At 71.3% G+C, this 25,503-nt stretch carries 29 protein-coding genes; 13 read left to right on the top strand and 16 right to left on the bottom strand.

Annotated elements, in window-relative coordinates; translation table 11 throughout:
- Nucleotides 1-51: 51 nt before the first annotated feature.
- From JYK17_RS01430 to JYK17_RS01405, 6 genes are all read right to left on the bottom strand, one after another.
- The gene (locus JYK17_RS01430) at nucleotides 52-1,065 is read right to left on the bottom strand and encodes a hemolysin family protein (protein WP_108009911.1); all 1,014 of its coding nucleotides are present in this window, start codon (nucleotides 1,063-1,065) and stop codon (nucleotides 52-54) included.
- Nucleotides 1,062-2,405 (bottom strand): hemolysin family protein, encoded by a 1,344-nt coding sequence (locus tag JYK17_RS01425; RefSeq protein ID WP_222809585.1) that lies wholly within the window; start codon nucleotides 2,403-2,405, stop codon nucleotides 1,062-1,064. The genes JYK17_RS01430 and JYK17_RS01425 overlap by 4 nt, the downstream gene beginning before the upstream one ends.
- Before the next feature lie 195 nt (nucleotides 2,406-2,600).
- A complete protein-coding gene (locus JYK17_RS01420) occupies nucleotides 2,601-3,026 on the bottom strand; it encodes a GNAT family N-acetyltransferase (protein ID WP_108010176.1) in 426 nt (141 codons plus the stop codon).
- Between the two features lie 126 nt (nucleotides 3,027-3,152).
- Nucleotides 3,153-4,040, bottom strand: coding sequence for an LLM class F420-dependent oxidoreductase (locus JYK17_RS01415; RefSeq protein ID WP_128803766.1), 888 nt, complete (start codon nucleotides 4,038-4,040; stop codon nucleotides 3,153-3,155).
- Between the two features lie 45 nt (nucleotides 4,041-4,085).
- Complete coding sequence (locus tag JYK17_RS01410; RefSeq protein ID WP_222809584.1) at nucleotides 4,086-6,653, bottom strand: ABC transporter permease; 2,568 nt, start codon at nucleotides 6,651-6,653, stop codon at nucleotides 4,086-4,088.
- A 4-nt stretch (nucleotides 6,654-6,657) separates the two neighbouring features.
- A complete protein-coding gene (locus JYK17_RS01405; RefSeq protein WP_222809583.1) occupies nucleotides 6,658-7,533 on the bottom strand; it encodes an ABC transporter ATP-binding protein in 876 nt (291 codons plus the stop codon).
- A gap of 219 nt (nucleotides 7,534-7,752) precedes the next feature.
- On the opposite strand from JYK17_RS01405, the gene JYK17_RS01400 reads away from it, so the two are divergent.
- Both JYK17_RS01400 and JYK17_RS01395 read left to right on the top strand, forming a co-directional pair.
- The gene (locus tag JYK17_RS01400) at nucleotides 7,753-7,995 is read left to right on the top strand and encodes a toxin-antitoxin system HicB family antitoxin (protein ID WP_108009901.1); all 243 of its coding nucleotides are present in this window, start codon (nucleotides 7,753-7,755) and stop codon (nucleotides 7,993-7,995) included.
- 4 nt (nucleotides 7,996-7,999) lie between these two features.
- Complete coding sequence (locus JYK17_RS01395; RefSeq protein WP_037782108.1) at nucleotides 8,000-8,377, top strand: hypothetical protein; 378 nt, start codon at nucleotides 8,000-8,002, stop codon at nucleotides 8,375-8,377.
- A gap of 33 nt (nucleotides 8,378-8,410) precedes the next feature.
- On the opposite strand, the gene JYK17_RS01390 is transcribed toward JYK17_RS01395, so the two are convergent.
- Nucleotides 8,411-9,130 carry a class I SAM-dependent methyltransferase gene (locus tag JYK17_RS01390; RefSeq protein ID WP_128803769.1) on the bottom strand — a complete coding sequence of 240 codons (720 nt, stop codon included), beginning with the start codon at nucleotides 9,128-9,130 and terminating at the stop codon, nucleotides 8,411-8,413.
- A 190-nt stretch (nucleotides 9,131-9,320) separates the two neighbouring features.
- On the opposite strand from JYK17_RS01390, the gene JYK17_RS01385 reads away from it, so the two are divergent.
- Genes JYK17_RS01385 through pqqE form a run of 6 tightly spaced genes read left to right on the top strand, consistent with a single transcriptional unit; the run spans nucleotide 9,321 to nucleotide 13,717 of the window.
- A complete protein-coding gene (locus tag JYK17_RS01385) occupies nucleotides 9,321-10,448 on the top strand; it encodes a PQQ-dependent sugar dehydrogenase (protein WP_222809582.1) in 1,128 nt (375 codons plus the stop codon).
- Nucleotides 10,449-10,481: 33 nt separating this feature from the next.
- Nucleotides 10,482-10,646, top strand: a complete 165-nt coding sequence (pqqA, locus tag JYK17_RS01380; protein WP_128803770.1) for a pyrroloquinoline quinone precursor peptide PqqA — start codon at nucleotides 10,482-10,484, stop codon at nucleotides 10,644-10,646.
- Between the two features lie 8 nt (nucleotides 10,647-10,654).
- On the top strand, nucleotides 10,655-11,554 hold the full coding sequence (pqqB, locus tag JYK17_RS01375) for a pyrroloquinoline quinone biosynthesis protein PqqB (protein WP_222809581.1): 900 nt from the start codon (nucleotides 10,655-10,657) through the stop codon (nucleotides 11,552-11,554).
- Nucleotides 11,551-12,309: a pyrroloquinoline-quinone synthase PqqC gene (gene pqqC / locus JYK17_RS01370; RefSeq protein ID WP_222809580.1), complete on the top strand. Its 759-nt coding sequence runs from the start codon at nucleotides 11,551-11,553 to the stop codon at nucleotides 12,307-12,309. The genes pqqB and pqqC overlap by 4 nt, the downstream gene beginning before the upstream one ends.
- Before the next feature lie 11 nt (nucleotides 12,310-12,320).
- On the top strand, nucleotides 12,321-12,578 hold the full coding sequence (pqqD, locus tag JYK17_RS01365; protein ID WP_128804585.1) for a pyrroloquinoline quinone biosynthesis peptide chaperone PqqD: 258 nt from the start codon (nucleotides 12,321-12,323) through the stop codon (nucleotides 12,576-12,578).
- Nucleotides 12,575-13,717, top strand: a complete 1,143-nt coding sequence (pqqE, locus tag JYK17_RS01360) for a pyrroloquinoline quinone biosynthesis protein PqqE (protein WP_222809579.1) — start codon at nucleotides 12,575-12,577, stop codon at nucleotides 13,715-13,717. Before pqqD ends, pqqE begins: the two co-directional genes overlap by 4 nt.
- 475 nt (nucleotides 13,718-14,192) lie before the next feature.
- On the opposite strand, the gene bioD is transcribed toward pqqE, so the two are convergent.
- Genes bioD through bioB form a run of 3 tightly spaced genes read right to left on the bottom strand, consistent with a single transcriptional unit; the run spans nucleotide 14,193 to nucleotide 17,396 of the window.
- On the bottom strand, nucleotides 14,193-14,909 hold the full coding sequence (bioD, locus tag JYK17_RS01355; protein WP_222809578.1) for a dethiobiotin synthase: 717 nt from the start codon (nucleotides 14,907-14,909) through the stop codon (nucleotides 14,193-14,195).
- A gap of 2 nt (nucleotides 14,910-14,911) precedes the next feature.
- Complete coding sequence (locus JYK17_RS01350; protein WP_108009887.1) at nucleotides 14,912-16,192, bottom strand: adenosylmethionine--8-amino-7-oxononanoate transaminase; 1,281 nt, start codon at nucleotides 16,190-16,192, stop codon at nucleotides 14,912-14,914.
- The gene (gene bioB, locus JYK17_RS01345) at nucleotides 16,185-17,396 is read right to left on the bottom strand and encodes a biotin synthase BioB (protein ID WP_222809577.1); all 1,212 of its coding nucleotides are present in this window, start codon (nucleotides 17,394-17,396) and stop codon (nucleotides 16,185-16,187) included. The genes JYK17_RS01350 and bioB overlap by 8 nt, the downstream gene beginning before the upstream one ends.
- 147 nt (nucleotides 17,397-17,543) lie before the next feature.
- On the opposite strand from bioB, the gene JYK17_RS01340 reads away from it, so the two are divergent.
- Nucleotides 17,544-18,671 carry an 8-amino-7-oxononanoate synthase gene (locus tag JYK17_RS01340; RefSeq protein WP_108009883.1) on the top strand — a complete coding sequence of 376 codons (1,128 nt, stop codon included), beginning with the start codon at nucleotides 17,544-17,546 and terminating at the stop codon, nucleotides 18,669-18,671.
- 41 nt (nucleotides 18,672-18,712) lie between these two features.
- On the opposite strand, the gene JYK17_RS01335 is transcribed toward JYK17_RS01340, so the two are convergent.
- Complete coding sequence (locus JYK17_RS01335) at nucleotides 18,713-18,940, bottom strand: DUF397 domain-containing protein (protein WP_108009881.1); 228 nt, start codon at nucleotides 18,938-18,940, stop codon at nucleotides 18,713-18,715.
- A 10-nt stretch (nucleotides 18,941-18,950) separates the two neighbouring features.
- The gene (locus JYK17_RS01330) at nucleotides 18,951-19,811 is read right to left on the bottom strand and encodes a helix-turn-helix domain-containing protein (protein WP_108009879.1); all 861 of its coding nucleotides are present in this window, start codon (nucleotides 19,809-19,811) and stop codon (nucleotides 18,951-18,953) included.
- Between the two features lie 213 nt (nucleotides 19,812-20,024).
- On the opposite strand from JYK17_RS01330, the gene JYK17_RS01325 reads away from it, so the two are divergent.
- Nucleotides 20,025-20,483 carry an ATP-binding protein gene (locus JYK17_RS01325; RefSeq protein ID WP_108009877.1) on the top strand — a complete coding sequence of 153 codons (459 nt, stop codon included), beginning with the start codon at nucleotides 20,025-20,027 and terminating at the stop codon, nucleotides 20,481-20,483.
- A 105-nt stretch (nucleotides 20,484-20,588) separates the two neighbouring features.
- Here the strand turns inward: JYK17_RS01325 and JYK17_RS01320 are convergent, their stop codons facing one another.
- From JYK17_RS01320 to JYK17_RS01310, 3 genes are all read right to left on the bottom strand, one after another.
- The gene (locus tag JYK17_RS01320; RefSeq protein WP_108009875.1) at nucleotides 20,589-21,062 is read right to left on the bottom strand and encodes a C40 family peptidase; all 474 of its coding nucleotides are present in this window, start codon (nucleotides 21,060-21,062) and stop codon (nucleotides 20,589-20,591) included.
- Nucleotides 21,063-21,615: 553 nt separating this feature from the next.
- Nucleotides 21,616-21,924: a hypothetical protein gene (locus tag JYK17_RS01315; protein WP_108009873.1), complete on the bottom strand. Its 309-nt coding sequence runs from the start codon at nucleotides 21,922-21,924 to the stop codon at nucleotides 21,616-21,618.
- 7 nt (nucleotides 21,925-21,931) lie between these two features.
- Nucleotides 21,932-22,567 (bottom strand): ATP-dependent Clp protease proteolytic subunit, encoded by a 636-nt coding sequence (locus JYK17_RS01310; RefSeq protein ID WP_108009871.1) that lies wholly within the window; start codon nucleotides 22,565-22,567, stop codon nucleotides 21,932-21,934.
- A gap of 85 nt (nucleotides 22,568-22,652) precedes the next feature.
- Between JYK17_RS01310 and JYK17_RS01305 the strand changes: the two genes are divergently transcribed.
- Nucleotides 22,653-22,940: a type II toxin-antitoxin system Phd/YefM family antitoxin gene (locus tag JYK17_RS01305; RefSeq protein ID WP_108009869.1), complete on the top strand. Its 288-nt coding sequence runs from the start codon at nucleotides 22,653-22,655 to the stop codon at nucleotides 22,938-22,940.
- A gap of 355 nt (nucleotides 22,941-23,295) precedes the next feature.
- On the opposite strand, the gene JYK17_RS01300 is transcribed toward JYK17_RS01305, so the two are convergent.
- Nucleotides 23,296-24,309: a hypothetical protein gene (locus tag JYK17_RS01300; protein WP_108009867.1), complete on the bottom strand. Its 1,014-nt coding sequence runs from the start codon at nucleotides 24,307-24,309 to the stop codon at nucleotides 23,296-23,298.
- A 139-nt stretch (nucleotides 24,310-24,448) separates the two neighbouring features.
- Here JYK17_RS01300 and JYK17_RS01295 point away from each other — a divergent pair, with 139 nt between their 5' ends.
- Both JYK17_RS01295 and JYK17_RS01290 read left to right on the top strand, forming a co-directional pair.
- Nucleotides 24,449-25,087 (top strand): TetR/AcrR family transcriptional regulator, encoded by a 639-nt coding sequence (locus JYK17_RS01295; protein ID WP_222809576.1) that lies wholly within the window; start codon nucleotides 24,449-24,451, stop codon nucleotides 25,085-25,087.
- A 110-nt stretch (nucleotides 25,088-25,197) separates the two neighbouring features.
- The gene (locus JYK17_RS01290) at nucleotides 25,198-25,500 is read left to right on the top strand and encodes an urease subunit gamma (RefSeq protein ID WP_037782101.1); all 303 of its coding nucleotides are present in this window, start codon (nucleotides 25,198-25,200) and stop codon (nucleotides 25,498-25,500) included.
- Nucleotides 25,501-25,503: the final 3 nt, after the last annotated feature.

The following is a 25,503-nucleotide window of genomic DNA, read 5'->3' as shown; positions in this document are numbered from 1 at the left end:
GTCGGCCCGGCGCTCCCGCCGCACCGCTCGCGCCGGGGCGCGTCGCACCGCTCACGCCCGCTGTCCGAACAGCTCCCTCAGCACGTCCTCCATGGTCACCAGGCCGGCCAGCCGACCGTCGTCGCCGAGCACGGCCGCCAGGTGCGTACGGCTGCCGCGCATCGCGGTGAGCACGTCGTCCAGCGGGGTGCCCGCGCGGACGCTCGCGATGGACCGCATGTCCTGCACCCGGAACGGCACATCCCTGCCGGCGGCGTCCAGCGCGTCCTTGACGTGCAGATAGCCGACGATGCGGCGTCCGTCGTCGACCACGGGGAAACGGGAGAAGCCCGACTGCGCCGAGAGCTGCTCCAGTTCCTCCGGAGTGACGCCCACGCGCGCGTAGACGACGCCTTCGAGGGGGAGCACCACGTCGCGCACCGGGCGGCGGCCCAGCTCCAGCGCGTCGTTGAGCCGCTCCCGCGCGCGGTCGTCGATCAGGCCCGCCTCGCCCGAGTCGCGCACGATCCGGGCCAGCTCGGCGTCCGAGAAGGTGGCCGCGACCTCGTCCTTGGCCTCCACCCGCAACAGCTTGAGCAGGGCGCCGGCGAAGGCGTTGACGGTGAAGATGACGGGGCGCAGCGCGCGGGACAGGGCGATCAGGGGCGGGCCGAGCAGCAGCGCGCTGCGCACCGGTTCGGCCAGGGCGACGTTCTTGGGGACCATCTCGCCGAGGAGCATGTGCAGATACGTCGCCAGGGTCAGCGCGATCACGAAGGACACCACGTGCCCCGCGCTCGCGGGCACACCCACGGCGTGGAAGACCGGCTCCAGCAGATGCGCGATGGCGGGTTCCGCGACGATCCCGAGGACCAGCGTGCACAGCGTGATGCCGAGCTGTGCGGCGGCCAGCAGCGCGGACACGTGCTGCAGCCCCCACAGCACGCTCCTGGCGCGCCGGTCGCCCTCCTCGGCGTGCGGTTCGATCTGCGAGCGGCGCACGGAGATCAGCGCGAACTCGCCGGCGACGAAGAAGGCGTTGACGACCAGGGTCGCCAGACCGATCAGCAGCTGTACGGCGGTCATCGGGCGTCCTCCGGCTCGTCCTTCGGGTCGGCGTCGGCCGGCGGGGCGTGCAGCACCACGCGTGCGGCGCGGCGTCCCGAGGCGTCCACGACGTCCAGCTGCCAGCCGGCGACCTGCACGCGGTCGCCCACGGCCGGGATGCGGCCCAGCTCCGCCGCCACGAGGCCGGCCAGCGTCTCGTACGGCCCCTCGGGGGCCCGCAGCCCGACCCGTACGAGCTGGTCCATCCGTGCGGAGCCGTCGGCCGAGAACAGCGCGCGCCCCTCGTCGTCGCGGCCCGCGCCGGCCAGGTCGGGCGTCTCGTGCGGGTCGTGTTCGTCGCGCACCTCGCCGACGACCTCCTCGACGATGTCCTCCAGCGTGGCCACGCCCGCGGTGCCGCCGTACTCGTCGATGACGACGGCCATGGTGCGCCTGCCGGACAGCCGGTCGAGCAGCCGGTCGACGGTGAGGGTCTCCGGGACGAGGAGCGGCTCGCGCATCAGCTCGGAGACCGGTGTGCGGGTGCGGCGCTCGGCCGGTATCGCCACGACGTCCTTGACGTGCGCGGTGCCGACGACGGCGTCGAGCGTGCCGCTGTAGACGGGGAAGCGGGACAGGCCGGTGGCCCGGGTCGCGTTGGCGACGTCCTCGCAGGTCGCCTTGGTGTCGAGGGCGATGACCTGGACGCGCGGTGTCATCACGTTCTCCGCGGTCAGGTCGGCGAGGTTGAGCGTGCGCACGAACAGCTCGGCGGTGTCGGGCTCGAGCGCGCCCTCCTTGGCGGAGTGCCGGGCCAGCGCCGCGAGCTCCTTGGGGCCGCGCGCGGAGGCCAGCTCCTCCGCGGGCTCCAGGCCGAAGCGGCGCACCACATGGTTCGCGGTGCTGTTGAGATGGCTGATGAACGGGCGGAAGGCGGCGCTGAACCAGCGCTGGGCGTTGCCGACCCGCCTGGCCACGGACAGCGGCGAGGAGATCGCCCAGTTCTTGGGCACCAGTTCGCCGACGACCATCAGGAAGAGGGTCGACAGCGCCGTACCCAGCACCAGGGCGAGGGAGCGCGCCGCCGAGTGCGAGATGCCGAGGGACTCCAGCGGGCCCGCGATCAGCTTGGCGACGGAGGGCTCGGCGAGCATGCCGACGACCAGGTTGGTGACCGTGATACCGAGCTGCGCGCCGGAGAGCTGGAACGTGAGGTTCCGTACGGCCTTGAGGGCCCCGGAGGCGCCGCGCTCGCCGCGTTCCGCGGCCCTCTCCAGCTCACTCCGCTCGACCGTCGTCAGGGAGAACTCGGCGGCGACGAAGGCGCCGCAGGCGAGCGACAGCAGGACCGCCACCACCAGCAGGAGCACTTCGGTCATCGCGTCACCTCCGTCCCATCGTCGGCCAGGGCCCAATCGTCGGCCAGGGAGGGGAGGAACGCGCGACGTCGTACGGAGCGCTTACTACGGGGAGGCTCGCCCATGGGCGGACGCTCACACCTTTCATGCCGGACCGGGTGATCCTCGCGGGGAGGACCGTATGGCCCTCCAATGGTAAAGGATGGGCAAAGCGGGTCAGTCGCCGAGCGGCTTGACCCAGCGCCGCCACTGTTCCTGGGGCGCGTACCCCGCCGCGCTCCATGCATGGTGCGCCGTCTCGTTGCGCACCAGCACCATCGCGTCCCCGCGCCGCCCACCGAACCGTACGAACCGCTCCTCCGCGGCCGCGAGCAGCGCCGAGCCGATGCCCTGGCGGCGCCGCTGCGGATGCACCGCCAGCCGGTAGAGATGGCAGCGCCATCCGTCGAAGCCGGCGATCACCGTGCCGACCAGCTCGCCGTCCCGTTCCGCCAGGATCAGGGCTTCGGGGTCCCGCTCGACCAGCCGCTCCACGCCGTCCCGGTCGTCGCTGATGCTGGTGCCCTCGGCGGCCGTCTTCCAGAACGCCAGGACGGTGTCGAGGTCGGCGGGGGTCGCGGCACGTATCCGAAGCTCAGGCATACGGGGATGCTCGGTCATACGCGGAAGCTCAGTCATACGGCGATCCCATCACGCCCGCCCGTCCATCAGGCGGAATTCCAGCATCCGGACGACGTCCCTTCAGCGGCCACCCTGTACGACGTCCCGTCAGCGCCCGCGCAGTTCCGCGACGACCGGTGCGAACTCCTCCATGTACGGCTCCAGGACCGTCAGATACGAGAAGCCGTACCGTTCGCGCTGGGCCCGCACCTGGGCGACGATCTCGGCCACGGTGCCGACCAGCAGGATCGGCAGCCGCAGGGCCTGCTCCACGGTCGTGTCCGGCACCCGCTCCGCCAGGGGCCGGACCGCGGACGCACGGTCGTCGGTCACGGCCACCAGCTGGATGAGCAGGTTGAGTTCGGCCGGTTCCGCGCGCCCCTCGGCCAGCCGCCGGTAGCGGGCCACGCTCTCCTCAAGCTCCGTCGGCGCGACGGGGGAGAGCCGCCCGGTCGCGCTGCCCGGCACCAGACGCGCACCCGTGAACGCCGCGATGTCCGCGTGCTCGGCGGTGAGCCCCATCATCCGCCGGCCGTTGCCGCCGATCATCAGCGGTACGCGCTTCTGCACCGGCTGCGGCAGGTGGTCGGCCGAGCCGAGCAGCCGGTCCAACTCCTCGACGATGCGCCGCAGATGGTCCACGCGCTCGCGCGGCGAGCCGAACGGCAGCCCGGCCGCGTCGTGTTCGGCCTGGACGTAGCCCGTGCCGAGCCCCAGTTCCAGCCGGCCGCCGGTCAGGGCGTCGGTGGTGGCGACCTCGCGGGCCAGCAAAGCCGGGTTCCAGAAGGCCGCGTTGAGCACGAACGTGCCAAGCCGCGGCCGTTCGGTGACCGCGGCCGCGGCGACCAGCGCCGGGAAGGGCGCGACCATGCCGAGATGGTCGGGTACGTGGATCACGTCGTAGCCGAGCTCCTCGGCCCTGCGGCACTTGGCGCGCCACTCCTCGGCGGGCGCGGGGACGGTCAGGCTGACCCCGAAGCGGAACGGGCGCTGCATGAACTCTCCTCACCGGCGAGCGACTTGAGTACGTGCGCGATTCCATCACTCGTGTGCGATGGCCGCCAGCACGTTCATGCGGGACGCACGCAACGCGGGCAGCAGCGCCGCCACGATGCCCACCACGGCCGAGCCGATAACCACCGCGACGATCGTGGTCCACGGGATCGCCAGCGCCTTCAGGCCCTGCAGCGCCAGCACCTGCTGGGTGCACACGCCCCACACCAGACCGAGGGCCAGCCCGAGGACCGCGCCGAAGACGGCGATGACCACCGACTCCAGCCGGATCATCCGGCGCAGCTGGCGCCGGGCGAGTCCGATGGCCCGCAGCAGCCCGATCTCCCGGGTGCGCTCCACGACCGACAGGGCAAGGGTGTTGACGACACCCAGCACGGCGATGATGATCGCCAGCCCGAGCAGCGCGTACACCAGGTAGAGCAGCACGGCGATCTGATCGTGCACCAGCTTCTTGTAGTCGGCCTGGTCGCGCACCTGGACCTGCGGATAGGCGTCCAGCGTGTGGTCCAGGTTCTTGCGCAGCTGGTCGGCATGCGTGCCGGAGGCCGCGTTGACGTACAGCGCGGAGTCCTGCCCGCCGGGGATGTACTTCTCGACGGTCGCGATGCCGAAGAACAGGCCGCCCTTCATGCCGAAGCCGCCGCTGTTGTCCTGGTCGGTGAGCGCGGCGACCCTCATCCGGGTCCGCTGCCCGCCGGGGAACTCGACCGTGAGCGCGCTGCCGACGCGTACGTGGTGGTCCTTGGCGAAGTCGACGTCCATGCCCAGGCTGCCGGGCGCCAGCGCGGCCGCGGTGTTCCCGGCCGCGTAGGTCACGTGCGCCACGTCGTCGACGCCGTCGTCGTAGCCCGCGGCCGTCGTCTCGACCCGTTTGCCGTCCGGGAGCCGTACGGCGACGGGTGCGAACCGCTGCCGTACGACGAGGCCGACGCCCTCGGTGCCGCGCACCTTGTCGGTGACCTCCTTGGAGAACGGCACGAAGTTGTTGTTCTGGATCACGAAGTCGGCGCCCAGCGTCTTGTCGATCTGCTCGTCGAACGACCTGGACATGGAGGCACTGGCCACCGACATGCCGCCGACCAGGGCGAGGCCGACCATCAGGGCGGCGGCGGTGGCGCCGGTACGGCGGGGGTTGCGCAGGGCGTTGCGCTGGCTCATGCGGCCGATCGAGCCGAACACGGCCGGGAAGGCGGCGCCCAGCACACGGATGACCGGCCGGACAAGGAGCGGTCCGGCGATGACGGTCGCGATCAGTGTCAGCACCACGCCCAGGCCCAGGAACGAGGCGGAGGAGGCCGTCTTCGTCGCCGTGGCGCAGCCCACCAGGGAGGCCGCGCCGAGCACGCCGACGACCGCGCCGACGATCGCACGCGTCCTGAGCGGCTTGCCGACCCCGGCGATCTCGGCGTCCGCGAGGGCGGCCATCGGCGAGACGACGGCCGCGCGCCGGGCCGGCAGATACGCCGCCACGAAGGTCACGCCGACACCGACGACGTACGCCGCCACGGGAGTCGTCCAGCCGATGACCATCTCGGTGGTCTTGAGGTTCATCCCGAACGCGCCCATGAGCTTGATCAGCCCGGCCGCGAGCCCGATCCCGACGGCCAGGCCCAGCGTCGAGCCGACCAGGCCGAGCAGGACCGCCTCGGTGAGCACCGACCGCCGCACCTGGCGCCGGTCGGCGCCGAGGGCCCGGAGCAGGCCCAGCTCACGGGTGCGTTGGGCGATCAGCATGGAGAAGGTGTTGACGATCAGGAAGACGCCGACGAGGACGGCGATCCCGGCGAAGCCGAGCATCACGTACTTGATGACGTCGAGGAAGCCGCCGAGGTCCGCCGCGGCCGACTTGGCCTGTTCGCCGGCCGTCTTGATGTCGTACGTACGGGCGCCGACCGAGGCGGCGACCCGGGTCTTGAGCCGCGCGTCGCTCACGCCCTTCGCGGCCATCACCTCGATGCTCGTGGCCTTGGCCGGCGAGCCGAGCAGCTGGGTCGCCGCGGTTTTCGGGTCGAGGAAGACCAGGGCGGCGCCAGGGTTGGTCGTCTTGAAGGTGGCGATGCCGACGATGCGGACCTTGAAGGTGCCCGGCTGGGCGAGCACCGTCAGGGTGTCGCCGATCCTCACATGCTTCTTGCCGGCGGTGTCGGCGTCCAGGAGTGCCTCGCCGCCGCTCCGCGGGGCGTGCCCCGAGGTCAGTGCCACGGGGCTGCGGTCGGTGACGTACCAGTCGGAGGCGATGGTCGGGGCGCCCGTGGTGGGGCCGACCGACTTGTTCCTGCTGTCGACGACGGTGATGTTCTGCACGCTCACGTCCGCGTGCACCGAGGCGACCCCGCCGACCTTCGCCACCCGGCCCGCGAGCGCGGCGGGCACGGTCTGCGCCTCGCCCGTGGGGACCTGCGACTTGAGGTCCTGGCGCGGTTCCACCGTCACATCCGCGGTGGTGGAGGCGAAGAGCCGGTCGAAGGTGCGGGTGACCGTGTCGGAGAAGATCAGGCTGCCGGCGACGAACGCGACGGACAGGACGATCGCCAGGGCGGAAAGCAGCAGGCGCCCCTTGTGCGCGAGAAAACTCCGGAGCGTCGCCTTCAGCACCGGTTCACTCCTGCTCGTTCGTCTCGATCACGCCGTCGGTCCCGCGCTGCTCGCTTGTAGTGACCTGACCTTCGGTCTCGAAGTGCTCGTCCGTCTCGAACTGGCTGCGGATGACGTCGAACCGCTTCATCCGCTCCAGTACGGCCTCCGCCGTCGGCTGCTCCATCTCGTCCACGATGCGCCCGTCCGCGAGGAAGAGCACCAGGTCGGAGTGGGCGGCGGCGCCGGGGTCGTGGCTGACCATGACGACGCTCTGGTTCAGCTGGTCGACGGCCTCCCGCAGGAAGCCGAGGACCTCCAGACCGGCCCGTGAGTCCAGGTTGCCGGTCGGCTCGTCCGCGAAGATCAGCTCCGGCCGTGAGGCCAGCGCACGGGCGCAGGCCACGCGCTGCTGCTGGCCGCCGGACAGCTGCGCGGGCCGGTGCTTGAGCCGGTCGCGCAGCCCGAGCGTGTCGATCACCTGGTCCAGCCACTTCTCGTCGGGCTTCTTGCCCGCGATGTCCATGGGCAGGGTGATGTTCTCGGCCGCGTTCAGCGTGGGGATCAGGTTGAACGACTGGAACATGAACCCGATCCGGTCGCGGCGCAGCCGGGTCAGCTCCCGGTCCTTGAGCCCCGTGATCTCGGTGTCGCCGAGCCACACCTGACCGGCCGAAACCGTGTCGAGCCCGGCCAGGCAGTGCATCAGCGTGGACTTGCCGGAGCCCGAGGGCCCCATCACCGCGGTGAAGCGGCCGCGCGCGATGTCCACGTCCACCGAGTCGAGGGCGAGCACGGTCGTCTCGCCCGAGCCGTACGCCTTCGTCAGGCCCCTGGCGCGGGCCGCGATCCCGTCGGCCGGTGCCCGGCCCGGGGCGTGCTCCGCAGCTGATGTGGACAAGGCTGCCTCCTCGCTCACCTCGACGCGCGCTCGCTCGTCCCGGCCGAGCGTAATGTGAGCCGGCCCACACCCGAAATCCACCGTGAGTGCGGGTCGCCCTCCACCCCAGGTCGGGTCCCCGACACCGGTGTAAGGGGCACTCTCCACCCGGGGGACGAGAAGCCGGCGCGGACCGGCGGGCACTTGCCGATGCTAGCGTCCTGGCGCTAGCTTCTAGGTATGGCGAAGACCCAGCTGAACGTGCGAGTGGACGAGGGCACGGCCCGCGCCGCCCGCGAACGCGCCCTGGCCCGCGGTATGAGCGTCAATCGCTATATAGAGGAGCTGGTCAGACAGGACACCGGCGAGGTGGGCCACACGTTCGTGGAGGCGGCAGCCGACTTCATGAAGCAGTACGAGTCCGTGTTCGCGGAGGAGTTCGACACGGACCGTGCGTCCGGCCGGAGCGAAGGTCGTCGCTGATCCCTTGAGCCACCTCAGCATCGACCTCGCCTGGCTCCTCATGCTCGCCGAACAGAAGACGCCCGGGGACCCCCAGGTCACCGACTGGGGAGCCCTGGTCGCCGCCGTCGCACGTCACGAGGCCGAGATATTCGACGTCCCCGTCTACGACAGCCCGCACGCGCGCGCGGCCGCACTTCTCCAACTCCTCATCCACGTCCCGGCACTGGAACGCTCGAACGCGCTGTTCGCCTCCGCGGTCGCCTACGCCTATCTGGTCGCCAGCGGCCTCAAGGTCGCCACCTCGCCCGTCCAGGTCCGGGAGTTGGCCCGCCTGGTCAAGAGCGGGGAGGCGACGGTGTACGACATCGCGGCGGAACTGCGTCAGTGGACGGTCGCCTAGGGGACCCTTGGTCGGCGGCGTCGCCTAGGACCCCTAGGCCGGCGGCGTCTCCCCGCCCTCCTTGCCCTCCGTGCCCCCCTTGGGCCGCCAAGCCGTGCCAAGCACGCAGTACGAGGTGGGCAGCGTCGGGCCGTGCTCGGGCATCATCACCCGCCGGTACGGGCCGAGTTCGAACCCGGCGGCGCGCAGGGCGGCGATCGGGTCCCGGCCCAGATGGCAGCCGCCGTTGAGCGGTGGCCACAGCGTGCGGTCCAGGGCGCGCTGGGTGAAGTGCATGATCCGTCCGCCGCCGCGGCCGTGCTCGAAGAACCGCACCGCACCGCCCGGCCGCAGCACCCGCCGTGCCTCGGCGAGCGCACGCGGCACGTCCCGCACGCTGCACAGCACCAGCGAGATCACCGCCGCGTCGTAGGCCTCGCTCTTGACCGGCAGCGCCTCCGCCGCGCCCGGTACGACATCGACGGGCACCTCGCTGCGCAGGGCGGCCTCGACGGCCAACTGCCGCAGGCTGTGCTCCGGTTCGATCGCCACGACCTCCGAGACCGTGCGCGGGTAGTGCCCGAAGTTCAGACCGTTGCCCGCGCCGATCTCGATCACCCGGCCGGACAGTCCGGACAGCAGCCGGTCGCGGATCGGGCCCATCCCCATCCGGGTCTCGGCGTTCACGCTGGTCCGGGCGTAGCGGCGGGCGAACAGCGGGCGGTGGACGGGATCCCGGGCCGCCTTCACGGAGCCGGGGGACCGTAGGGACATGGGACCTCCCTCGCCGGACGTGCCTCACTTCGATTGTCCCCCGCGACGGCCCCGCGCACCCCCGCCGCGACGAGGGCCGACCGCCCGCGCCCGCCTCTCACCCCGCTGGCCGCTACGAGTGGCGGGGTGGTCCTCCGTCGTAAAGATTGCTGCACAGCGAGGGGTGGCGCGTACGACGAAGGGTGTTCCCATGACAGATCCACGCCGCTCGGTGCGGCACGCGTACCGATTCGGCATAGCCGCGCTCGCCGCCTTCACCGCGATGCTGGCGGCGAGCATCCCCCAGGCGGCCGCGGTGACGCACACCTCCACGGTCACCGCCGCGAAGGCCGCCGACGGCGGGGAACCGGACGGCGCGAGCACGCTGTCCACGGGATGGCAGACCCCCTGGGGCATCTCGTTCCTCCCGGACGGAAAGTCGGCCCTGATCACCGAGCGGCTGTCCTACCAGGTCTACCACCTCGACCGGAACGGCAAGAAGGACTGGGTCGGCGAGGTGCCGTACACCGTCCCCGAGCCGTACGAGGAGGGCGCCGGAGGGCTGCTGGGTGTCGCCGTGTCGCCGACCTGGGACGGCAAGAAGGACAAGCAGGTGTTCTTCGTCCACACCACGAAGACCGAGACCCGCGTCGTGCGGATGGACTACGACGGCTCGTCGCTCAGCAACTACACCCCCATCCTCACCGGCATCAGGCGCGGCGGCGACCACAACGGCGGCCGGATCGCCTTCGGCCCCGACGGATACCTCTACGTCACCACCGGCGACGGCCTCCAGCCCGAACTCGCGCAGGACATCAACTCGATCAACGGCAAGATCCTGCGGATCACCAGGACCGGCGCACCGGCCCCCGGCAACCCCTTCGGCAACCACATCTACAGCTACGGCCACCGCAATCCGCAGGGACTCGCCTGGGACCGCAACGGACGGCTGTGGTCGGCGGAGATCGGCAACCAGGAACAGGACGAGCTCAATCTGATCAAGCCGGGCGCCAACTACGGCTGGCCCAAGTGCGAGGGCAGCTGCGACACCGCCGGGATGACCAATCCCAAGGCCACCTTCGTCCCGGAGAAGGGCGTACCCGCCCAACTCGCCGTCGTGGACAACGTTTTGTACGTGTCGTCGCTGCGCGGCCAGCGGCTGTGGCGCGTCCCGATCGATGGTGACAGCGACCGCGTCGGCACCATGTCCGACTACTACGCCGGCACCTACGGCCGGCTGCGTGCCATCGCCAAGGTGCCCGGAGCCGACGAACTGTGGCTGGGCACCAGCGACCTCGGCTACGGCAAGGACAAGATCCTGCGCGTGCCCATCAAGTAGGCCCCACCGCACAACCGAAAGGACCCGTGCCCGATGAACCAGACCACGGAACAGCCGAAGCCGGTCGAGTCGGCCCCCAGGACGAACCCCAGGACGGCCCCCAAGTACGAGACGGGCAGGGCGACTTGGCAGACGCCCTCCTACCAGGTCGTCGACACCGCACTCGAGGTCACCGCCTACTCCCTCAACTCCCGCTGAATCGCGCCATGCTGCTGCTGGTACTCGGCACCGCCGCGGGCGGCGGCATCCCTCAGTGGAACTGCGCGTGCTCCGGATGCTCCGGGGCACGCGCGGATCCGCGCCGTCGCCGCCGCCACGCGTCCCTGGCCGTTCGAACCGACGACGGCCGCTGGTACGTCGTCAACGCGACCCCCGACATCGGCGACCAGATCGAGAGCCGCCCCGAACTCCACCCGGGACCCGGCACCCGAGAAACACCCCTCGCCGGAATCGTCCTCACCGACGCCGAACTCGACCACACCCTCGGCCTCGCACGGCTGCGCGAGGCCGACGGCCTCCAGATCATCTCCACGGCCCCGGTCCGCGAGGCACTGCAGGACCGGCTCCACCTCGGCGACGTGCTGGCCCCGTACACCTCCATGACCTGGCGCGAGTTGCCACGGCGCGGCGCCGAACCGCTGGAGCCGGGCACGCCGGGCCTGCGGATCACCGGCATCCCGGTGTCGGGCAAGCGCCCGCGCTACGCCGCCGACGCACCCGACGACGACGCCTGGGTCGTCGCACTGCGGCTCTACGACCCCGGCACCGGCGCGACCGCGCTGTACGCCCCCGCACTGGCCGCCTGGCCGGACTCCTTCGACCGGGCCGCCGCCGAGGCCGACTGCGTCATCGTCGACGGCACCTTCTGGGACGACGAGGAGCCCCGCCGCACGGGCATCTCCGAGCGCACCGCGACCGGCATGGGCCATCTGCCCATCGAAGGCCCGGACGGAACAGCCGAGCGGCTCGCCCGGCTCTCGGCGCGCTGCCTCTACACGCACCTCAACAACACCAATCCCCTCGTCGACCCGGCCGCGCCCCAGCACAAGACGCTCGCCCGGCTGGGCCTCGAGGTGGCGAACGACGGGACGGTGATCGAGCTGTGACGACCACGGCAGCCACAAGGACTACGGCAGGCACAACGACTACGGCCGCGCCGCCCGCGCAGCCTTGGAGCCGCGCGGAGTTCGAGGAACACCTGCGCGCGGTCGGGGAGGAGCGGTACCACGACCGCCACCCCTTCAACCTCCGTATGCACAGCGGCGATCTGAGCCCGGACGAGCTGCGCCGCTGGATCGTCAACCGCTTCCACTACCAGCGCCACATCCCCGTCAAGGACGCCCTGATCCTCGCCAAGCTGGACACCCCGGCGCTGCGCCGCATGTGGCTGCACCGCATCCAGGACCACGACGGCGAGCGGCCGGGCGAGGGCGGCATCGAACGGTGGCTGCGGCTCGGTGAGGCGGCCGGCCTGGACCGCGCGACGCTGCTCGGCGCCGACGCCGTACTGCCGGGCGTACGGCTGGCGGTCGACGGATACGTCAACTTCTGCCGGCTGCACCCGCCCCTGGAGGCCGTCGCCGCATCGCTCACCGAACTGTCCGCACCGGACCTGATGCGCATCCGTATCGACGCCTTCGAACGCCACTACCGGTGGATCGAGCCGGAGGGCCTCGCCTACTTCCGCACCCGTGTCTCCCAGGGGCGGCGCGACAGCCGCGAAGCGCTCGACCTCGTGCTCGGCTGGGCCCGCACCCGTCAGGACCAGGAACGGGCCGTGGCCGCGCTGCGGTTCAAGTGCGACGTGCTGTGGTCGCTGCTCGACGCCGTGGACAGGGCGGGCCCGGAGGAGGAGTCGTGAGCGTGGCCGCGATGGCCGACTGGCGGCCCGTGCCGGCGCCCGCCGTCGTCATGCGGCACGACCGGGCACGCGGCACGGACCTGCTGCTGCTCCCCGAACGCGTTGTCGTGCTCAAGGGCGCGGCCGGAGCGATTGTCGGCCTGTGCGACGGCACCCGCAGCGTGGGCGACATCGTCGGCGAACTGGCCGACCGCTTCCCCGGCGCGCCCGTGGCCGGCGACGTCCCCGCCTTCCTCGACCAACTGCGTACAGAGGGCTGGTTACGATGACGACCGCACCCGACCGCCCCTGGGCCCTGCTCGCCGAACTCACCCACGCCTGCCCGCTGCACTGCGGATACTGCTCCAACCCGCTGGAGCTGACCCGCCGGTCGCGCGAGCTCACCACCCAGCAATGGGCCGAAGTAATGCACCAGGCAGGCGAGTTGGGCGTGGTCCACACCCATCTCTCCGGTGGCGAGCCGCTGTTGCGCCGCGACCTCGCACAGATCGTGACGGCCGCGGAGCAGGCCGGCATCTACACCCAACTGGTCACCAGCGGAGTGGGCTTGGACCGGTCGCGGCTGTCCGAACTGACGGCCGCCGGGCTGCGCAGCGTCCAGCTGTCGGTGCAGCACGCCGACCCGGACGCCTCCGACCGGATCGGCGGACGCAGGTCCTTCGCGGACAAGGAACGCGCCGCCGCGCTCGTCCGGGACGCGGGTCTCCCGCTCGGCCTCAACGTCGTCCTGCACCGCGAGAACCTCGACGCCGTGGACGCCGTGGTCGAACTGGGCCTGGCCTGGGGCGTGGACCGCATCGAACTGGCCAACGCCCAGTTCTACGGCTGGGGCCTGCTCAACCGCGCCGCACTCCTGCCCACCCGCGACCAGCTCACCCGGGCCCGGGACGCCGTCGAGCGCTGGCGCGAGCGGCTCGCGCCGGACGGCCCCGAACTGGTGTGGGTGGTCCCCGACTACTTCGACGGCGAGGCCAAGCCGTGCATGGGCGGCTGGGGCGCCGTCTCGCTCACGGTCACCCCGGACGGCACCGCCCTGCCCTGCCCGGCCGCGGCCTCCCTCCCGGACCTCGACCCACCGAACGTCCGCGACCACCCGCTGTCCTGGATCTGGGACCACTCCACGGCCTTCACCCGCTACCGCGGCACCGCCTGGATGCCCGAGCCCTGCCACAGCTGCTCCCACCGCGACCAGGACTTCGGCGGCTGCCGCTGCCAGTCCTACGCCCTCACAGGAGACCCCTCCCGCACCGACCCGGCGTGCCGTCTCTCCCCGGCCCACGGCCTGATCAGAGCGCTGACGGAAGGGGACGGGGAGGCCAGTGAGGGCACGCAGGGGCGGACGGTGGCGATCAGGCGGCGAGCGCCGGGGCGGGCCGGGGCGACCGGGCACGCGGGTCAGCTGCCCTGACCGACCCGCTCAGCCGCTACGACCCTCCCGTCGCCAGACCTACGCCCTTTCCGGCGCCCCCGGCACCGAATCGGCCTGCCGTTCCTCCCTGGATCACGCCCTGATCAGGGCGCTGGTCGGAGGGACCGCGCGGGGCGTGCAGGGCGGAGAGGGTGCGCAGGGGCGGTCGGACGGTGGCGATCAGGAGGCGGGCACCGGCACGAGCCGGGGTGGCCGTCAGCTGCCCTGACCGGCCCGCTCAGCCGAGTGCCTCCTTCCGCTGCCAGTCCTAAGCCCTCACCGCCACCCACCCCGACTCGCCCTGCCGCCCCTCGCCGGGGCATGTCCTGATCCGGGCGCTGGTCGAAGCGGACGCGTGAGGCGCGGGGGGCGGTGATCACGCAGGGGCGGACGGTGGCGATCAGGCGACGAGCGCCGGGGCGGGCCGGGGCGACCGGGCGCGCCGGGCAGCTGCCCTGACCGACCCGCTCAGCCGCTACGCCCCCTCCCGCCCCCGGAACGCCTCCGCGTCCCAAGTCCCGTCCAGCCGTGGGGCCAGCCAACCCGGTGCCTGTGTGCGGAAGTGGGCGGGGTCCAGGCCCGCCGCGCCCGCAGGTAGGGCGCCCAGCAAGGGGGCCGCGGCGACGTCCGGCAGGTCTGTCAGGTTGCAGCGTGCGGCTAGGTCGGGGGAGGGGGGCCAGCTGCCGATGACCACGCCCAGGAGGTCCAGGTGGCGTGTCCGGAGTTCGCGTGCCGTCAGTTCGGTGTTGTTGAGCGTGCCCAGTCCGGCGGGGGCCACGACCAGTACCGGCGCCCGTAGCAGCTGCGCCGCGTCCGCCAGGGTGCCGCCCGCCGGGTCGAAGCGGACGAGCAGTCCGCCCGCCCCTTCCACCAGGACCAGGTCGTGCTCGGTGGCCAGCTTGGCGGCGGCCTCGGCGACGTCCTGTGGATGGACCGGGGTCATCCCGGCCCGCCGCGCGGCCGTCCCCGGCGCCAACGGCTCAGGGTAGCGGGCGAGTTCGGCCGTCGTGACGGCTCCCGCGAGCCGCGCGACCTCGGCGGCGTCCCCGGGCTCGTCCGGACGTACGCCCGTCTGCGCGGCCTTGAGCACGGCCACCGAACGGCCCGCCGCGAGGGCGGCCGCGGCGACCGCGGCGGTCGTGACCGTCTTGCCGACCTCCGTGCCGGTCCCCGTGATCACCAGGATCCGCATGGTCACCCCTCCCGTGCCGCCGCGCACACCGCGCGGGCGATCCGTGCCAGGTCCGCGTCCCCGGTGACGTACGGCGGCATCGTGTAGATCAGGTCGCGGAAGGGACGTAGCCACACGCCTTCGCGCACGGCGGCCCCGGTCGCGGCCTTCATGTCGACCTCGTGGTCCAGCTGGACGACCCCGATCGCGCCGAGCACGCGCACGTCCCGTACGCCAGGAAGGTCCCGTGCCGGAGCGAGGCCCTCCCGCAGTCCCGCCTCGATCCGCTTGACCTCACCGAGCCAGTCCTGGCCGAGCAGCAGCTCGACGGAGGCGCAGGCGACGGACGCGGCGAGCGGGTTGCCCATGAAGGTCGGGCCGTGGGCCAGCACCGGCACCTCACCCCGCGAGATGCCGTCGGCCACCGCGGACGTGCACAGGGTCGCCGCCATCGTCATGTACCCGCCGGTCAGGGCCTTGCCCACACACATCACGTCCGGCGTCACCACCGCATGGTCCGCCGCGAACAGCGCGCCCGTGCGCCCGAATCCGGTCGCGATCTCGTCGAACACCAGCAGTACGCCGTGCGCGTCGCACGCCTCGCGCAGCACCCGCAGATAGGCGGGGGAGTGGAAGCGCATCCCGCCCGCACCCTGCACCACCGGTTCGACGATCACCGCGGCCAGCTCGTCGGCGCGCTCCGCGATCGCCGAGCGCAGCAGCTCGGCGTACGACTCCTCGTACTCGGCCGGAGGCGCGTCCACGAACACCTGCCGCGGCAGGACCCCGGTCCACAGCTCGTGCATCCCGCCCTCGGGATCGCACACCGACATCGGCTGCCAGGTGTCGCCGTGGTAGCCGCCGCGCCAGGTCAGCAGCCGCTGTTTGCCGGTGCGGCCCAGTGAACGCCAGTACTGCAGGCACATCTTGACGGCGACCTCGACCGACACCGAGCCGGAGTCGGCGAGGAACACGTGCTCCAGCCCGTCCGGCGACATGTCGACAAGGAGCTTTGCCAATCGGACGGCGGGCTCGTGGGTGAGCCCGCCGAACATCACATGGCTCATCCGGCCGAGCTGCTCGCGCGCGGCCTCGTTGAGCACCGGGTGGTTGTAGCCGTGGATCGCCGACCACCACGAGGACATCCCGTCGACGAGTTCGCCCGAGCCGTCCGCCATCCGCAGCCGCACCCCGCTCGCCGACTCGACGACGAGCGGTTCGACGCGGCCGGGCATGGGGCCGTACGGATGCCACACGTGCCGCCGGTCCAGTTCGAGCAGTTCGGGGACGGGCAGGTCAGGCATTGGGCGCAAGGTCCGTTCCGGCACCGCGGCGGCGGACGGCGACCAGGTCGGTCCGCGCCTCGTTGGCGGCGGGCGCCGCGGCAGCGGGAGCGGCCGTACCGCAGACGCCACCACCCTCGTGCGACCCGCACCCGGCGTCCCCGTGCGACCCGCAGCCCGCGTCCGCTTCCCCGTGCGACCCGCACCCGCCCCCCGCCGTGACCCGGTGCTCCGGCAGGGTCAGCTCGTCGGCGCCCTCCACCTCGAAACCGGCGTCGGCGATCATCTCCAGGTCGGTCCTGCCCGCCTGGCCCTCGCTGGTGAGGTAGTCGCCGAGGAAGATCGAGTTGGCCAGGTGCAGGGCGAGCGGCTGCATCGTGCGCAGATGGACCTCACGGCCGCCCGCGATGCGCACCTCGACGTCCGGGCACACGAACCGCACCATCGCCAGGATCCGCAGACAGCGCTGCGGGGTCAGGTGCCACTCCGCGGCCAGCGGGGTGCCCTCCATCGGGATCAGGAAGTTCACCGGCACCGAGTCCGGGTCCAGCTCGCGCAGCGAGAAGACCACGTCCACCAGGTCCTCGTCGCTCTCGCCCATGCCCGCGATCAGACCCGAACAGGCGGACAGCCCGGCCGCGTGCGCCTTGGACACCGTGTCCACCCGATCGGCGTACGTGTGCGTGGTCGTGATGTCCCCGTACGTCGCCTCGGACGTGTTGAGGTTGTGGTTGTAGGCGTCCGCGCCGGCCTCGCGCAGCCGCTCGGCCTGGCCGTCGGAGAGCAGTCCGAGGCAGGCGCACACCTCGACGCCCTCGTTCTCGTCCTTGATCGCCTTGATGGTGCCCGCGACCCGGTCGATGTCACGGTCGGTCGGCCCGCGCCCGGACGCCACCAGGCACACCCGCTTGGCCCCGCCGGCCAGACCCGCGGCGGCGGCCTGCGAGGCCTGCTCGGGCTTGAGCCAGGTGTACTTCAGGATGTCGGCCTTCGAGCCGAGCCGCTGCGAGCAGTACGAGCAGTCCTCGGGACACAGGCCCGACTTCAGGTTGACGAGATAGTTGAGTTTCACCCGTCGGCCGAACCACTTCCGGCGCACCTTCCCGGCCGCGGCCACCACGTCGAGCACGTCGTCGTCGGAAGTGGCGAGTACGGCCAGAGCTTCCTCGCGGGTCGGCAGCTCGCGCCGAAGCCCCTTGTCCACCAGCGTGTTCAGCAGGTCCATGAGAGCCGATCCTGTCCTACGGACCCGCCCGCGGCCAAGGAGAGATGGAACAACAGCGGCACTTCGCTGTGTGTGGATTGCCACATCATGGGGTGCGGACCGTCCGGCTAGTGTCTGTCCACTGCCTACAAAAGCCCCGGAGGAGTCATGGCGTTCGGCTGGATCGACGAACAGGCCGCGCTGCGCCGTCGCGCCAATCTGGTCCGGACCCTGCGCCCGCGCCCGGCCGACTCCCCGCTGCTCGATCTGGCGAGCAACGACTACCTGGGTCTTGCCCGCCACCCGGAGGTCACCGAGGGCGCGGCCCGGGCGGCGCGGACGTGGGGCGGCGGCGCGACCGGCTCCCGGCTCGTCACCGGAACGACCGAGCTGCACGCCGAGCTGGAGCGCGAGCTGGCCGACTTCTGCGGCTTCGAGGCGGCCCTGGTCTTCTCCTCCGGCTACGCCGCCAACCTCGCCGCGGTCGCCACCCTCGCCCCGCACGGCTCGCTGATCGTCTCGGACGCGGGCAACCATGCCTCGCTGATCGACGGCTGCCGACTGGCCCGGGGCGCACGGCAGGTGGTCGGACACGCCGACCCGGACGCCGTGCGCAAGGCGCTGCACACGCACGAGGGCCCGGCCGTGGTGGTGTCGGACACGGTCTTCTCGGTCGACGGCGACGCGGCCCCGCTGACCGAACTGGCGGCCGCCTGCCGGGAGCGCGGCGCGGGTCTGCTGGTGGACGACGCCCACGGCCTCGGCGTCCTCGGCGACGGTGGGCGCGGTGCCGCGCAGGCGGCGGGCCTCGCGGGCGCCGACGATCTCGTCGTGACCGTGACGCTGTCCAAGTCGCTCGGCAGCCAGGGCGGCGCCGTCCTCGGCCCGGCCCGGGTCATCGACCATCTGGTCAACGCCGCCCGGACGTTCATCTTCGACACGGGACTCGCCCCCGCCGCGGCGGGGGCGGCCCTGGCGGCCCTCAGGCTGCTGCGCCGCGAGCCGGAGCGGGCGGCCCGGGCGCGCACGGTGGCCACCGACCTGTACGCACGACTGACCACCGCGGGTCATGAGGCGGTACGCCCGGACGCCGCGGTGGTGTCGGTGCGCGCTCCGTCCCCGGAGCAGGCCGTCAAGTGGGCTGCCGACTGCCGTACGGCAGGTTTGGCCGTGGGTTGTTTCCGTCCCCCTTCCGTGCCCGACGGCATCTCACGGCTGAGGCTGACGGCCCGGGCGGACCTGACCGGGGCAGAGATCGAACGCGCTGTCCTGGTGATCGGCGAGACGCGACCATGAGTCGGCGTGACACGGCCGTGCGCCGCACGATGCAGGACTGATCAGGACGCCAGCGCGGCCGTGAAGTCGGTCCAGCTCCCGGGGGAGAAGAGCAGGGCCGGACCGGCCGGGTCCTTGGAGTCGCGTACGGCGAGCAGTCCGGCCCAGGGGCCCGAGCGCGGCACAGTCGTCTCTACGCAGTTGTTGGCTCCCGTGCTGTAGCTGCTGCGCAGCCATCGCATGGCGGGCAGATCGATACTGGATGGAACGTTCCGAGGCAGTACGGACATGGTGCCTCCCTTACGTGCCGTCACCTATCCCGGCGATGTATTCCAACGAGTCCTCGGGTGAAAGGGCGTGGTACTGAAGGGCGTTGAAGGCCTCGGTATAGGCCTGAAGGTCTTCTTTCCGTTCCAGATAGAGGCTACTCGTCAAGTGGTCGAGAACAACCACGTCCAGATCAGAAGTGCTCGCAAACGAGAAAATTACGAAAGGGCCTGTGACACCGACATGTGCACCGGCGGCGAACGGCAGTACCTGTAGCCGTACTTGGGGAAGTTGCGCCGCCTCCACAAGTCGCTCCAGTTGGCGTGCCATGACGTCGGGGCCGCCGACCTCCCGGTGCAGTACCGCCTCGTCCAGCACCGCGCTGAGCTCCAGCGGCGGATCCGAGCGCAGTACGTCCTGCCGGGCCAGGCGCACCTCGACCAGGGCGTCCAGCCGCTCGTCGTCCAGTCCGCCGACCGCGGCCCGGGTCACCGCCGTTGCGTACTCGGGCGTCTGCAGCAGCCCGGGCACGACCGATGTCTCCAGCGTGCTCATCGCACTCGCCTGGGACTCGAGGCTGATGAAATCGCGGTAGGTCGGCGGTAGTACCCCGCGATAGGCGTGCCACCAGTGATGCCGGCCGCTGCCGTCCTCGGATCCCGCCAACACCATCACCAGCTCCCGCAGTTGGGCGTCGGCCACGGCGTACGCGTCGAGGAGTAACCGCACGTCGGCCGGTTTGACCCCGCTGGCGCCCGTCTCGATCCGGCTCACCTTCGACTGGTGCCAGCCCACCAGCCGGGCCGCCTCACCACTCGTGAGCCCCGCGCTCGTGCGCAACGAACGCAGTTCGGCGCCCAGCTTCCGGCGACGCACCGCGGGACCGTGCTGCATGCGCTACTCCTTACTCCTTCCGAGCCACCCAAATACGGTCTCCCGTCGCAGAGTTCACCGCATCGAGCGACAGATATATGCATATCTTGGTGGATCGCCACCCGTGACGGGCGCGGTAATGGCAGTCTGGCGACGAAGCACCAGTCCGGGACCGTACTCGAACAATCCACTCCGTGTCGGACCCCGGTCCCGTGGGAAAGGGACGACCGCGCCATGGCAGACCATCTGGAAGCATCCGTCACTCTGCCGAGCGAACCGGCATCGGTGTCGGCGGCCCGCGGCTACGTGGTCGAGACGCTGGCCGAGTGGGGGCTTCCGGCGGGCACGGAAACCGCCGAGACCATCCGGCTCATCGTGTCCGAACTCGCCACCAACGCCGTACAGCACACCTTCGGCCAGTCACCCACCTTCACGGTGGACATCGAACTCGACCGTGACGAACAGCTGCGCATCGGTGTCACGGACTCTCACCCCCGTTTCCCCAAACGCCTGCCGGCCGCTGTCCAGCAGGACAACGGCCGTGGCATGGTGATCATCCGCTGGCTGGCGGCCGAATGCGGCGGCAGACTCCGGGTGCGGCCCACCAGAGAGGGCGGCAAGACGGTGTCCATCGAACTTCCCTGGAGCGTACCCGCCGAGCCGGTGGTCGCGGGAGGCCAGCAGGAGCCGTAGACGCGGCAAAGCGGGCGCACCGCACCGGTTCGACGGGCCGGAGCGCCGGGTCGGGCCCCGCGGGGGCGGACGGCCTGTCAGGCGGCCGGCGCCCCCGCGGGAGAGTCAGCTGACCCGGCCGTACCAGACGCTCCTGGTCCAGATCTTCTGCAGTTTCACGACGTCCCCGGTCTTGGGGGCGTGCCAGATCTTTCCCTTCCCGGCGTAGATGCCCACGTGGTAGACGCTGGAGCCCGAGTGGAAGAACACGAGGTCTCCGGCCTTGCGGCTCTTCGCGGAGATGTGGTGGCTCCTGTTGTACTGCTGGGCCGCCGTGCGGGGCAGCTTCTTGCCCGCCTTCTTGAACGAGTACAGGGTGAGCCCGGAGCAGTCGAACCTGCGCGGCCCGGTGGCGCCCCACTTGTACGGGGAGCCTTTCTTGGAGGCAGCAACCTTGAGTGCCTTCGTCGCGGGCGTGGCAGCCGCGGCGTCGGATGCGACACCCGGGACCACGATGGAGCCGCCCACTGCGGCGATAGTCAGCGCCGAGGCCGTACCGGCCCGGGCCATCAGCGACGGGACACGATTGAGCGCAGTCATGCGCAACCCTTCGTCAGCCGCCTGTGAAGGATGACCTGTCGGATTCGGGCTGGCGAAGTTGCCCGGCCGCTGCTGCGGCTTCACCCCAAGGGCTGCTCGATTCGGTCATGGCGTGACCGTTCCGGCGACCCGTCGTGCCTGGGTCCTCCACTCCTGCCGATCCACTCCTGTCGACCGGTCATCCGGGCGGCGGCAGGACTCGGCGTCCGCCCGGATCGCCCCGCCGCTGCGGCGGGGGCTTGTCGTCAGACAGGGATCTTCACCTACCTAAGTCCGAAAATCCCAATGGAAACGGGGGTTTGTGTTGTTACTCACCACTCACCCGTTCGGGTGGACACCCCTGCGTTCGAAGGGGCGTTGAGGATCGCGACGAGCCCCGGACCAGCACCGGAGTGCCTCATTCCGGCCTCGGTCCACGCGTGTTGCGCAACCAGAACCGCCGGAAAAAAAGGAGCCGTGTCTACTCCAAAAGGCGGTACGTCTTTTGGTCCGTTTGAGCCCGGGTCCGGACGCTCCGCCGCCGCGGCGAACGTCCGGACCGGGTGCACGTGCGTCAACTGTCGGACAGCGGCGGCACGGTGACCCTGGCCGAGCGCCGGTCGCCGTCCAGCACGAGCAGCGCCCGGCGCAGGGTCCTGGCGTGCAGCTCGGTCTCGCCGCGCTGGTGCATCGTGGCCAGCGCGTCGCGCAGCGCGGCCGCCTTGCCCACCAGCGCCTGGGCGGCGCGCAGTCCGCGATAGGTGTCGCCGTGCTGCGCCGGGTTGATCCGGCCGAGCAGGTCGACCACGTCGAGGTAACAGTCGATCAACTCGCCCTCGGCGCGCGTGAGGGCGGGCAGCGGCGGGAGTTCGGGCGGCAGCACCGGGCGCTCACCGCCCGGCGGGCGGGGCGAGGGTGGACTTGCGGCTGCTGATGATCCGGTCCACCAGCCCGTATTCCAGCGCCCCTTGGGCGTCCAGGACGTGATCCCGCTCGATGTCGGTGCTCACCTGCTCCTGAGTGCGGCCGGTGTGCCGGGCCAGCATCTCCTCGAACTGGGTGCGCAGCCGGGTCAGTTCGTCGGCCTGGATGGCCAGATCGCTGGCCTGCCCCTGCACCGGCTCGTACAGCGCGGGCTGATGGATCAGCACCCGTGCGCCCGGCAGCGCGAGGCGCTTGCCCGGGGTGCCCGCGGCCAGCAGCACGGCGGCCGACGAGCCGGCCTGACCCATGCAGATCGTCTCCACGTCGCAGCCGACGAACTGCATGGTGTCGTAGATCGCGGACATGGCCGTGAGGGAGCCGCCGGGGGAGTTGATGTAGAGCGAGATGTCGCGGTCCGGGTCCTGGTACTCGAGGTGCATGAACTGCGCCATCACGTCGTTGGCCGAGGTGTCGTCGATCTGCGTGCCGAGGAAGACGATGCGTTCCTCCAGCAGCTTCGAGTACGGATCCATCGTCTTGCTGCCGAAGTTGGTGCGTTCGGTGAACTCGGGCAGGACGTAGCGGGCGGACGGTCGGATCATGGCGCACCCCTTCGTACAGAGCGGTCTCTCGCGGAGCTGTCTCTGTAAAAAATGTACAGGACGTACATGACGTTATGATGGAGGTATGGCCTACGAGATTCCGGTGACGCAAGCCAGGGCTGAGCTCGCCGACCTGATCAACCGGGTGGTGTACGGCAGCGAACGCGTCGTCGTCACCCGCCACGGCAAGCCTCTCGTCGCCCTCGTATCCGCCGCCGACCTGCAGCGACTCGAGGAACTCGACCGCCTCGAACAGCCCACCGAGGACCAGGTGATCAGCGCGGTCTCCACCGTCCGCGAAGCGGCTTCAGCTCCCCGCGAACGGCAACGGTTCGGGATTGCGGCGGAGCATCGGGGGCCGAATCCGTCCTGAGGCGGGGTGAACTCCTCCGGAGCCGGAGCCGGAGCCGGAGCCGGAGCCGGTGACGCGTGACCGGACTTCGGATCGGCAGCCGGCCCTGGGACGTCGGCGATCCGGCGGCCGGGAAAAGCCTTCTGCGGCGCCGTACGACGGTCGGACCCGGCGTCTGTGCCGCGGTCTCCTGACGCGGCGGCCCAGGCACGTGACCGGCCCTCAGGCCTCCGGCCGACTCTGAGGTCGTCGGATCTCCGGCCGCTGCAAGGAACCGACCTGAGGCGCCGGCGCCCGGACCCCTGCCGAGCAAAAGGACCGTGCACCCCCGTCCGCTACAGCGGGGGTGCACGGTCGGTTCGAGGGGGGCCGGTGGTCAGCCGACGGGTGCGAGGTCGCGTTCAGTTGCGGTCCTGGCGGTCTTCGGGCGTCCCTTCAGGGCGCTGCCGAGCAGGACCGCGCCCAGGCCGAGGACGGCCCACCAGGTGAGGGTCAGGGCGGGGCCGGTCGCGGCGGCGCCGTCGAAGAAGGACACCGAGCGCAGCAGTGTCGTGCCCGCGCCCGGCGGGAGCCACTGGCCGATCGTGCCGACCGGCTCGGGCAGCATCTGCGGGGCCGAGGAGGCGCCGGAGAACGGGTTGCCGAACAGCATCACAAGGCCCGACGCGATCCCGATGCCGGCGGGGCCCAGGAGGGCGCCGAGTCCGGCGACCGCACCGCTCACGGCCAGGGTCGCCAGGCCCAGCGCGCCGGCCTCCGTCCACCAGTCGCCCGTGAGCACCCCGAGCCAGCTGTCCGTGATGCCCGCCGCGGCAGCGCCGACCAGGGCGGCGCTCCCCACGAGCGCGATCACCGCACGCACGCCGCGCAGCCCGATCAGGGTGATCACCGCGCCCGCCGCGATCCCGGCCAGGGCGAGCGGCAGCACACCGGCGTTCAGGGCGGCCCCTCGGGGGTCGGTCGCGGGGGCCGCCACCACGTCGTCGGTCCTGACCCGAGTGCCGGTGGCGGCCGCCTGCTTCGTCACCGCCTGCTGGAGCAGCTGCGCCACCACCGGGCTCGCAGCCGACGCGGTCAGCAGCTTCGGGCCATGAGGGGTCGCGACCACCGCGCCGTATACGGTCCGGTCCTCGACGGCGGCCCGGGCGGACGCTTCGTCGGCGTAGTGGTGGATCTCGAACGCGCCCGTGTGCCGCGTCAGTTGCTGCTCCATGGGCGCCGTCGCGGCGGCGGGCCCGGCCACGCCGAGCGGCAGGTCGCGGGGTGCGGTGCGGGCCGCGGGCCAGGCGAAGGCCCACAGGGCGAGCGCGGCGATGGCGGGGACCAGTACGAGGACCACGATCAGTCGGCGGGCGTGCGCCCTTGCGGGGGTAGCGGAGGCGGGGGACATGGGTTCCTCACTCGGGTCTGCTAGCGGAGCTCTCGGAGCGGAGCCTAAAAAGAAGGAGCGTTCGTTTTTATGATGTCACCACCGTGCTGCGGGATACCGCACCTTGTCAAGAAGGAATGTTCGTTTTAAGTTGGGAACCATGGCCCGCGTATCCCAGGAACACCTCGACGCCCGTCGCCGGCAGATCCTCGACGGCGCCGCCGTGTGCTTTGCACGCAACGGCTTCCACGCCACGTCCATGCAGGATGTGCTGAAGGAGGTCGACCTGTCGGCCGGGGCCGTGTACCGCTACTTCAGCGGCAAGGAGGCGCTCATCGCGGCGATCGTCGCCGAGGTGCTCGACCAGGTTCACGAGGGCTTCGAGGAGGGCGCGCGCAGCACCCCGCCCCCGCCGCCCGACGCCCTGGTGACATCGGTCCTCAGCCGCGTCCTCGCCACCAAGGCGTCCGTGACCGTGGACGGGCGGCCCGCGTTCCCGCGGCTGATCGTCCAGGTGTGGACGGAGACTCTGCGCAACGAGGACCTCGCGGTCATCCTGAAGAAGGGCTACGCCGCCGTGCAGGAGACCTGGACGCGGATCGCGGAGGCGTATCAGGACGCCGGGATGATGCGGCCCGACGTGACCCCGGACCATGTGGCGCGCACGATGATGGCCGCCGCGATGGGCTTCCTCGCGCAGCAGGCCCTGTTCGGCCCCGCACCCGTCGACGTGCTTCAGGACGGTCTGCGGGGGCTGATGAGCGCCCGGAGTGAGCACGCGGGATCACAGCTCGGTTAACGTGGCCGAAACCCGGTCCAACTAGCCTCCGATCCACGCCATCAGGGATTTTGCCCCGTGGCCGAGGCGACCGGACCCCGCACGGTCCGGGTGAGGACGGTGAGGTGGACGTGCAACTGACCCCGCACGAACAGGAGAGGCTGCTGATCCATGTCGCGGCCGACGTCGCCGAGAAGCGCCGCGCCCGCGGGCTGAGGCTCAACCACCCCGAAGCGGTCGCGCTCATCACCTCGCACATCCTCGAAGGCGCCCGTGACGGCCGCACCGTCGCCGAACTCATGGCGTCCGGGCGGAAGTTGCTCACCCGCGACGACGTCATGGAGGGCATCCCCGAGATGATCCACGACGTGCAGGTGGAGGCGACCTTCCCGGACGGCACCAAGCTCGTCACCGTCCACGACCCGATCGTCTGAGGT

The sequence above is a fragment of the Streptomyces plumbidurans genome, from assembly GCF_019857225.1.
Lineage (GTDB): Bacteria > Actinomycetota > Actinomycetes > Streptomycetales > Streptomycetaceae > Streptomyces > Streptomyces plumbidurans.
This window is presented reverse-complemented; position numbering and strand designations above follow the sequence as displayed.

Bases quoted from the DNA above. Each gene is read 5' to 3' on its own strand.
- JYK17_RS01430 (WP_108009911.1), bottom strand. From the start codon at position 1,065: ATGACCGCCGTACAGCTGCTGATCGGTCTGGCGACCCTGGTCGTCAAC.
- JYK17_RS01425 (WP_222809585.1), bottom strand. From the start codon at position 2,405: ATGACCGAAGTGCTCCTGCTGGTGGTGGCGGTCCTGCTGTCGCTCGCC.
- JYK17_RS01420 (WP_108010176.1), bottom strand. From the start codon at position 3,026: ATGCCTGAGCTTCGGATACGTGCCGCGACCCCCGCCGACCTCGACACC.
- JYK17_RS01415 (WP_128803766.1), bottom strand. From the start codon at position 4,040: ATGCAGCGCCCGTTCCGCTTCGGGGTCAGCCTGACCGTCCCCGCGCCC.
- JYK17_RS01400 (WP_108009901.1), top strand. From the start codon at position 7,753: ATGGCGAAGACCCAGCTGAACGTGCGAGTGGACGAGGGCACGGCCCGC.
- JYK17_RS01390 (WP_128803769.1), bottom strand. From the start codon at position 9,130: ATGTCCCTACGGTCCCCCGGCTCCGTGAAGGCGGCCCGGGATCCCGTC.
- JYK17_RS01385 (WP_222809582.1), top strand. From the start codon at position 9,321: ATGACAGATCCACGCCGCTCGGTGCGGCACGCGTACCGATTCGGCATA.
- pqqA (WP_128803770.1), top strand. From the start codon at position 10,482: ATGAACCAGACCACGGAACAGCCGAAGCCGGTCGAGTCGGCCCCCAGG.
- pqqB (WP_222809581.1), top strand. From the start codon at position 10,655: ATGCTGCTGCTGGTACTCGGCACCGCCGCGGGCGGCGGCATCCCTCAG.
- pqqD (WP_128804585.1), top strand. From the start codon at position 12,321: ATGGCCGACTGGCGGCCCGTGCCGGCGCCCGCCGTCGTCATGCGGCAC.
- pqqE (WP_222809579.1), top strand. From the start codon at position 12,575: ATGACGACCGCACCCGACCGCCCCTGGGCCCTGCTCGCCGAACTCACC.
- bioD (WP_222809578.1), bottom strand. From the start codon at position 14,909: ATGCGGATCCTGGTGATCACGGGGACCGGCACGGAGGTCGGCAAGACG.
- JYK17_RS01350 (WP_108009887.1), bottom strand. From the start codon at position 16,192: ATGCCTGACCTGCCCGTCCCCGAACTGCTCGAACTGGACCGGCGGCAC.
- bioB (WP_222809577.1), bottom strand. From the start codon at position 17,396: ATGGACCTGCTGAACACGCTGGTGGACAAGGGGCTTCGGCGCGAGCTG.
- JYK17_RS01340 (WP_108009883.1), top strand. From the start codon at position 17,544: ATGGCGTTCGGCTGGATCGACGAACAGGCCGCGCTGCGCCGTCGCGCC.
- JYK17_RS01335 (WP_108009881.1), bottom strand. From the start codon at position 18,940: ATGTCCGTACTGCCTCGGAACGTTCCATCCAGTATCGATCTGCCCGCC.
- JYK17_RS01330 (WP_108009879.1), bottom strand. From the start codon at position 19,811: ATGCAGCACGGTCCCGCGGTGCGTCGCCGGAAGCTGGGCGCCGAACTG.
- JYK17_RS01325 (WP_108009877.1), top strand. From the start codon at position 20,025: ATGGCAGACCATCTGGAAGCATCCGTCACTCTGCCGAGCGAACCGGCA.
- JYK17_RS01320 (WP_108009875.1), bottom strand. From the start codon at position 21,062: ATGACTGCGCTCAATCGTGTCCCGTCGCTGATGGCCCGGGCCGGTACG.
- JYK17_RS01310 (WP_108009871.1), bottom strand. From the start codon at position 22,567: ATGATCCGACCGTCCGCCCGCTACGTCCTGCCCGAGTTCACCGAACGC.
- JYK17_RS01305 (WP_108009869.1), top strand. From the start codon at position 22,653: ATGGCCTACGAGATTCCGGTGACGCAAGCCAGGGCTGAGCTCGCCGAC.
- JYK17_RS01300 (WP_108009867.1), bottom strand. From the start codon at position 24,309: ATGTCCCCCGCCTCCGCTACCCCCGCAAGGGCGCACGCCCGCCGACTG.
- JYK17_RS01295 (WP_222809576.1), top strand. From the start codon at position 24,449: ATGGCCCGCGTATCCCAGGAACACCTCGACGCCCGTCGCCGGCAGATC.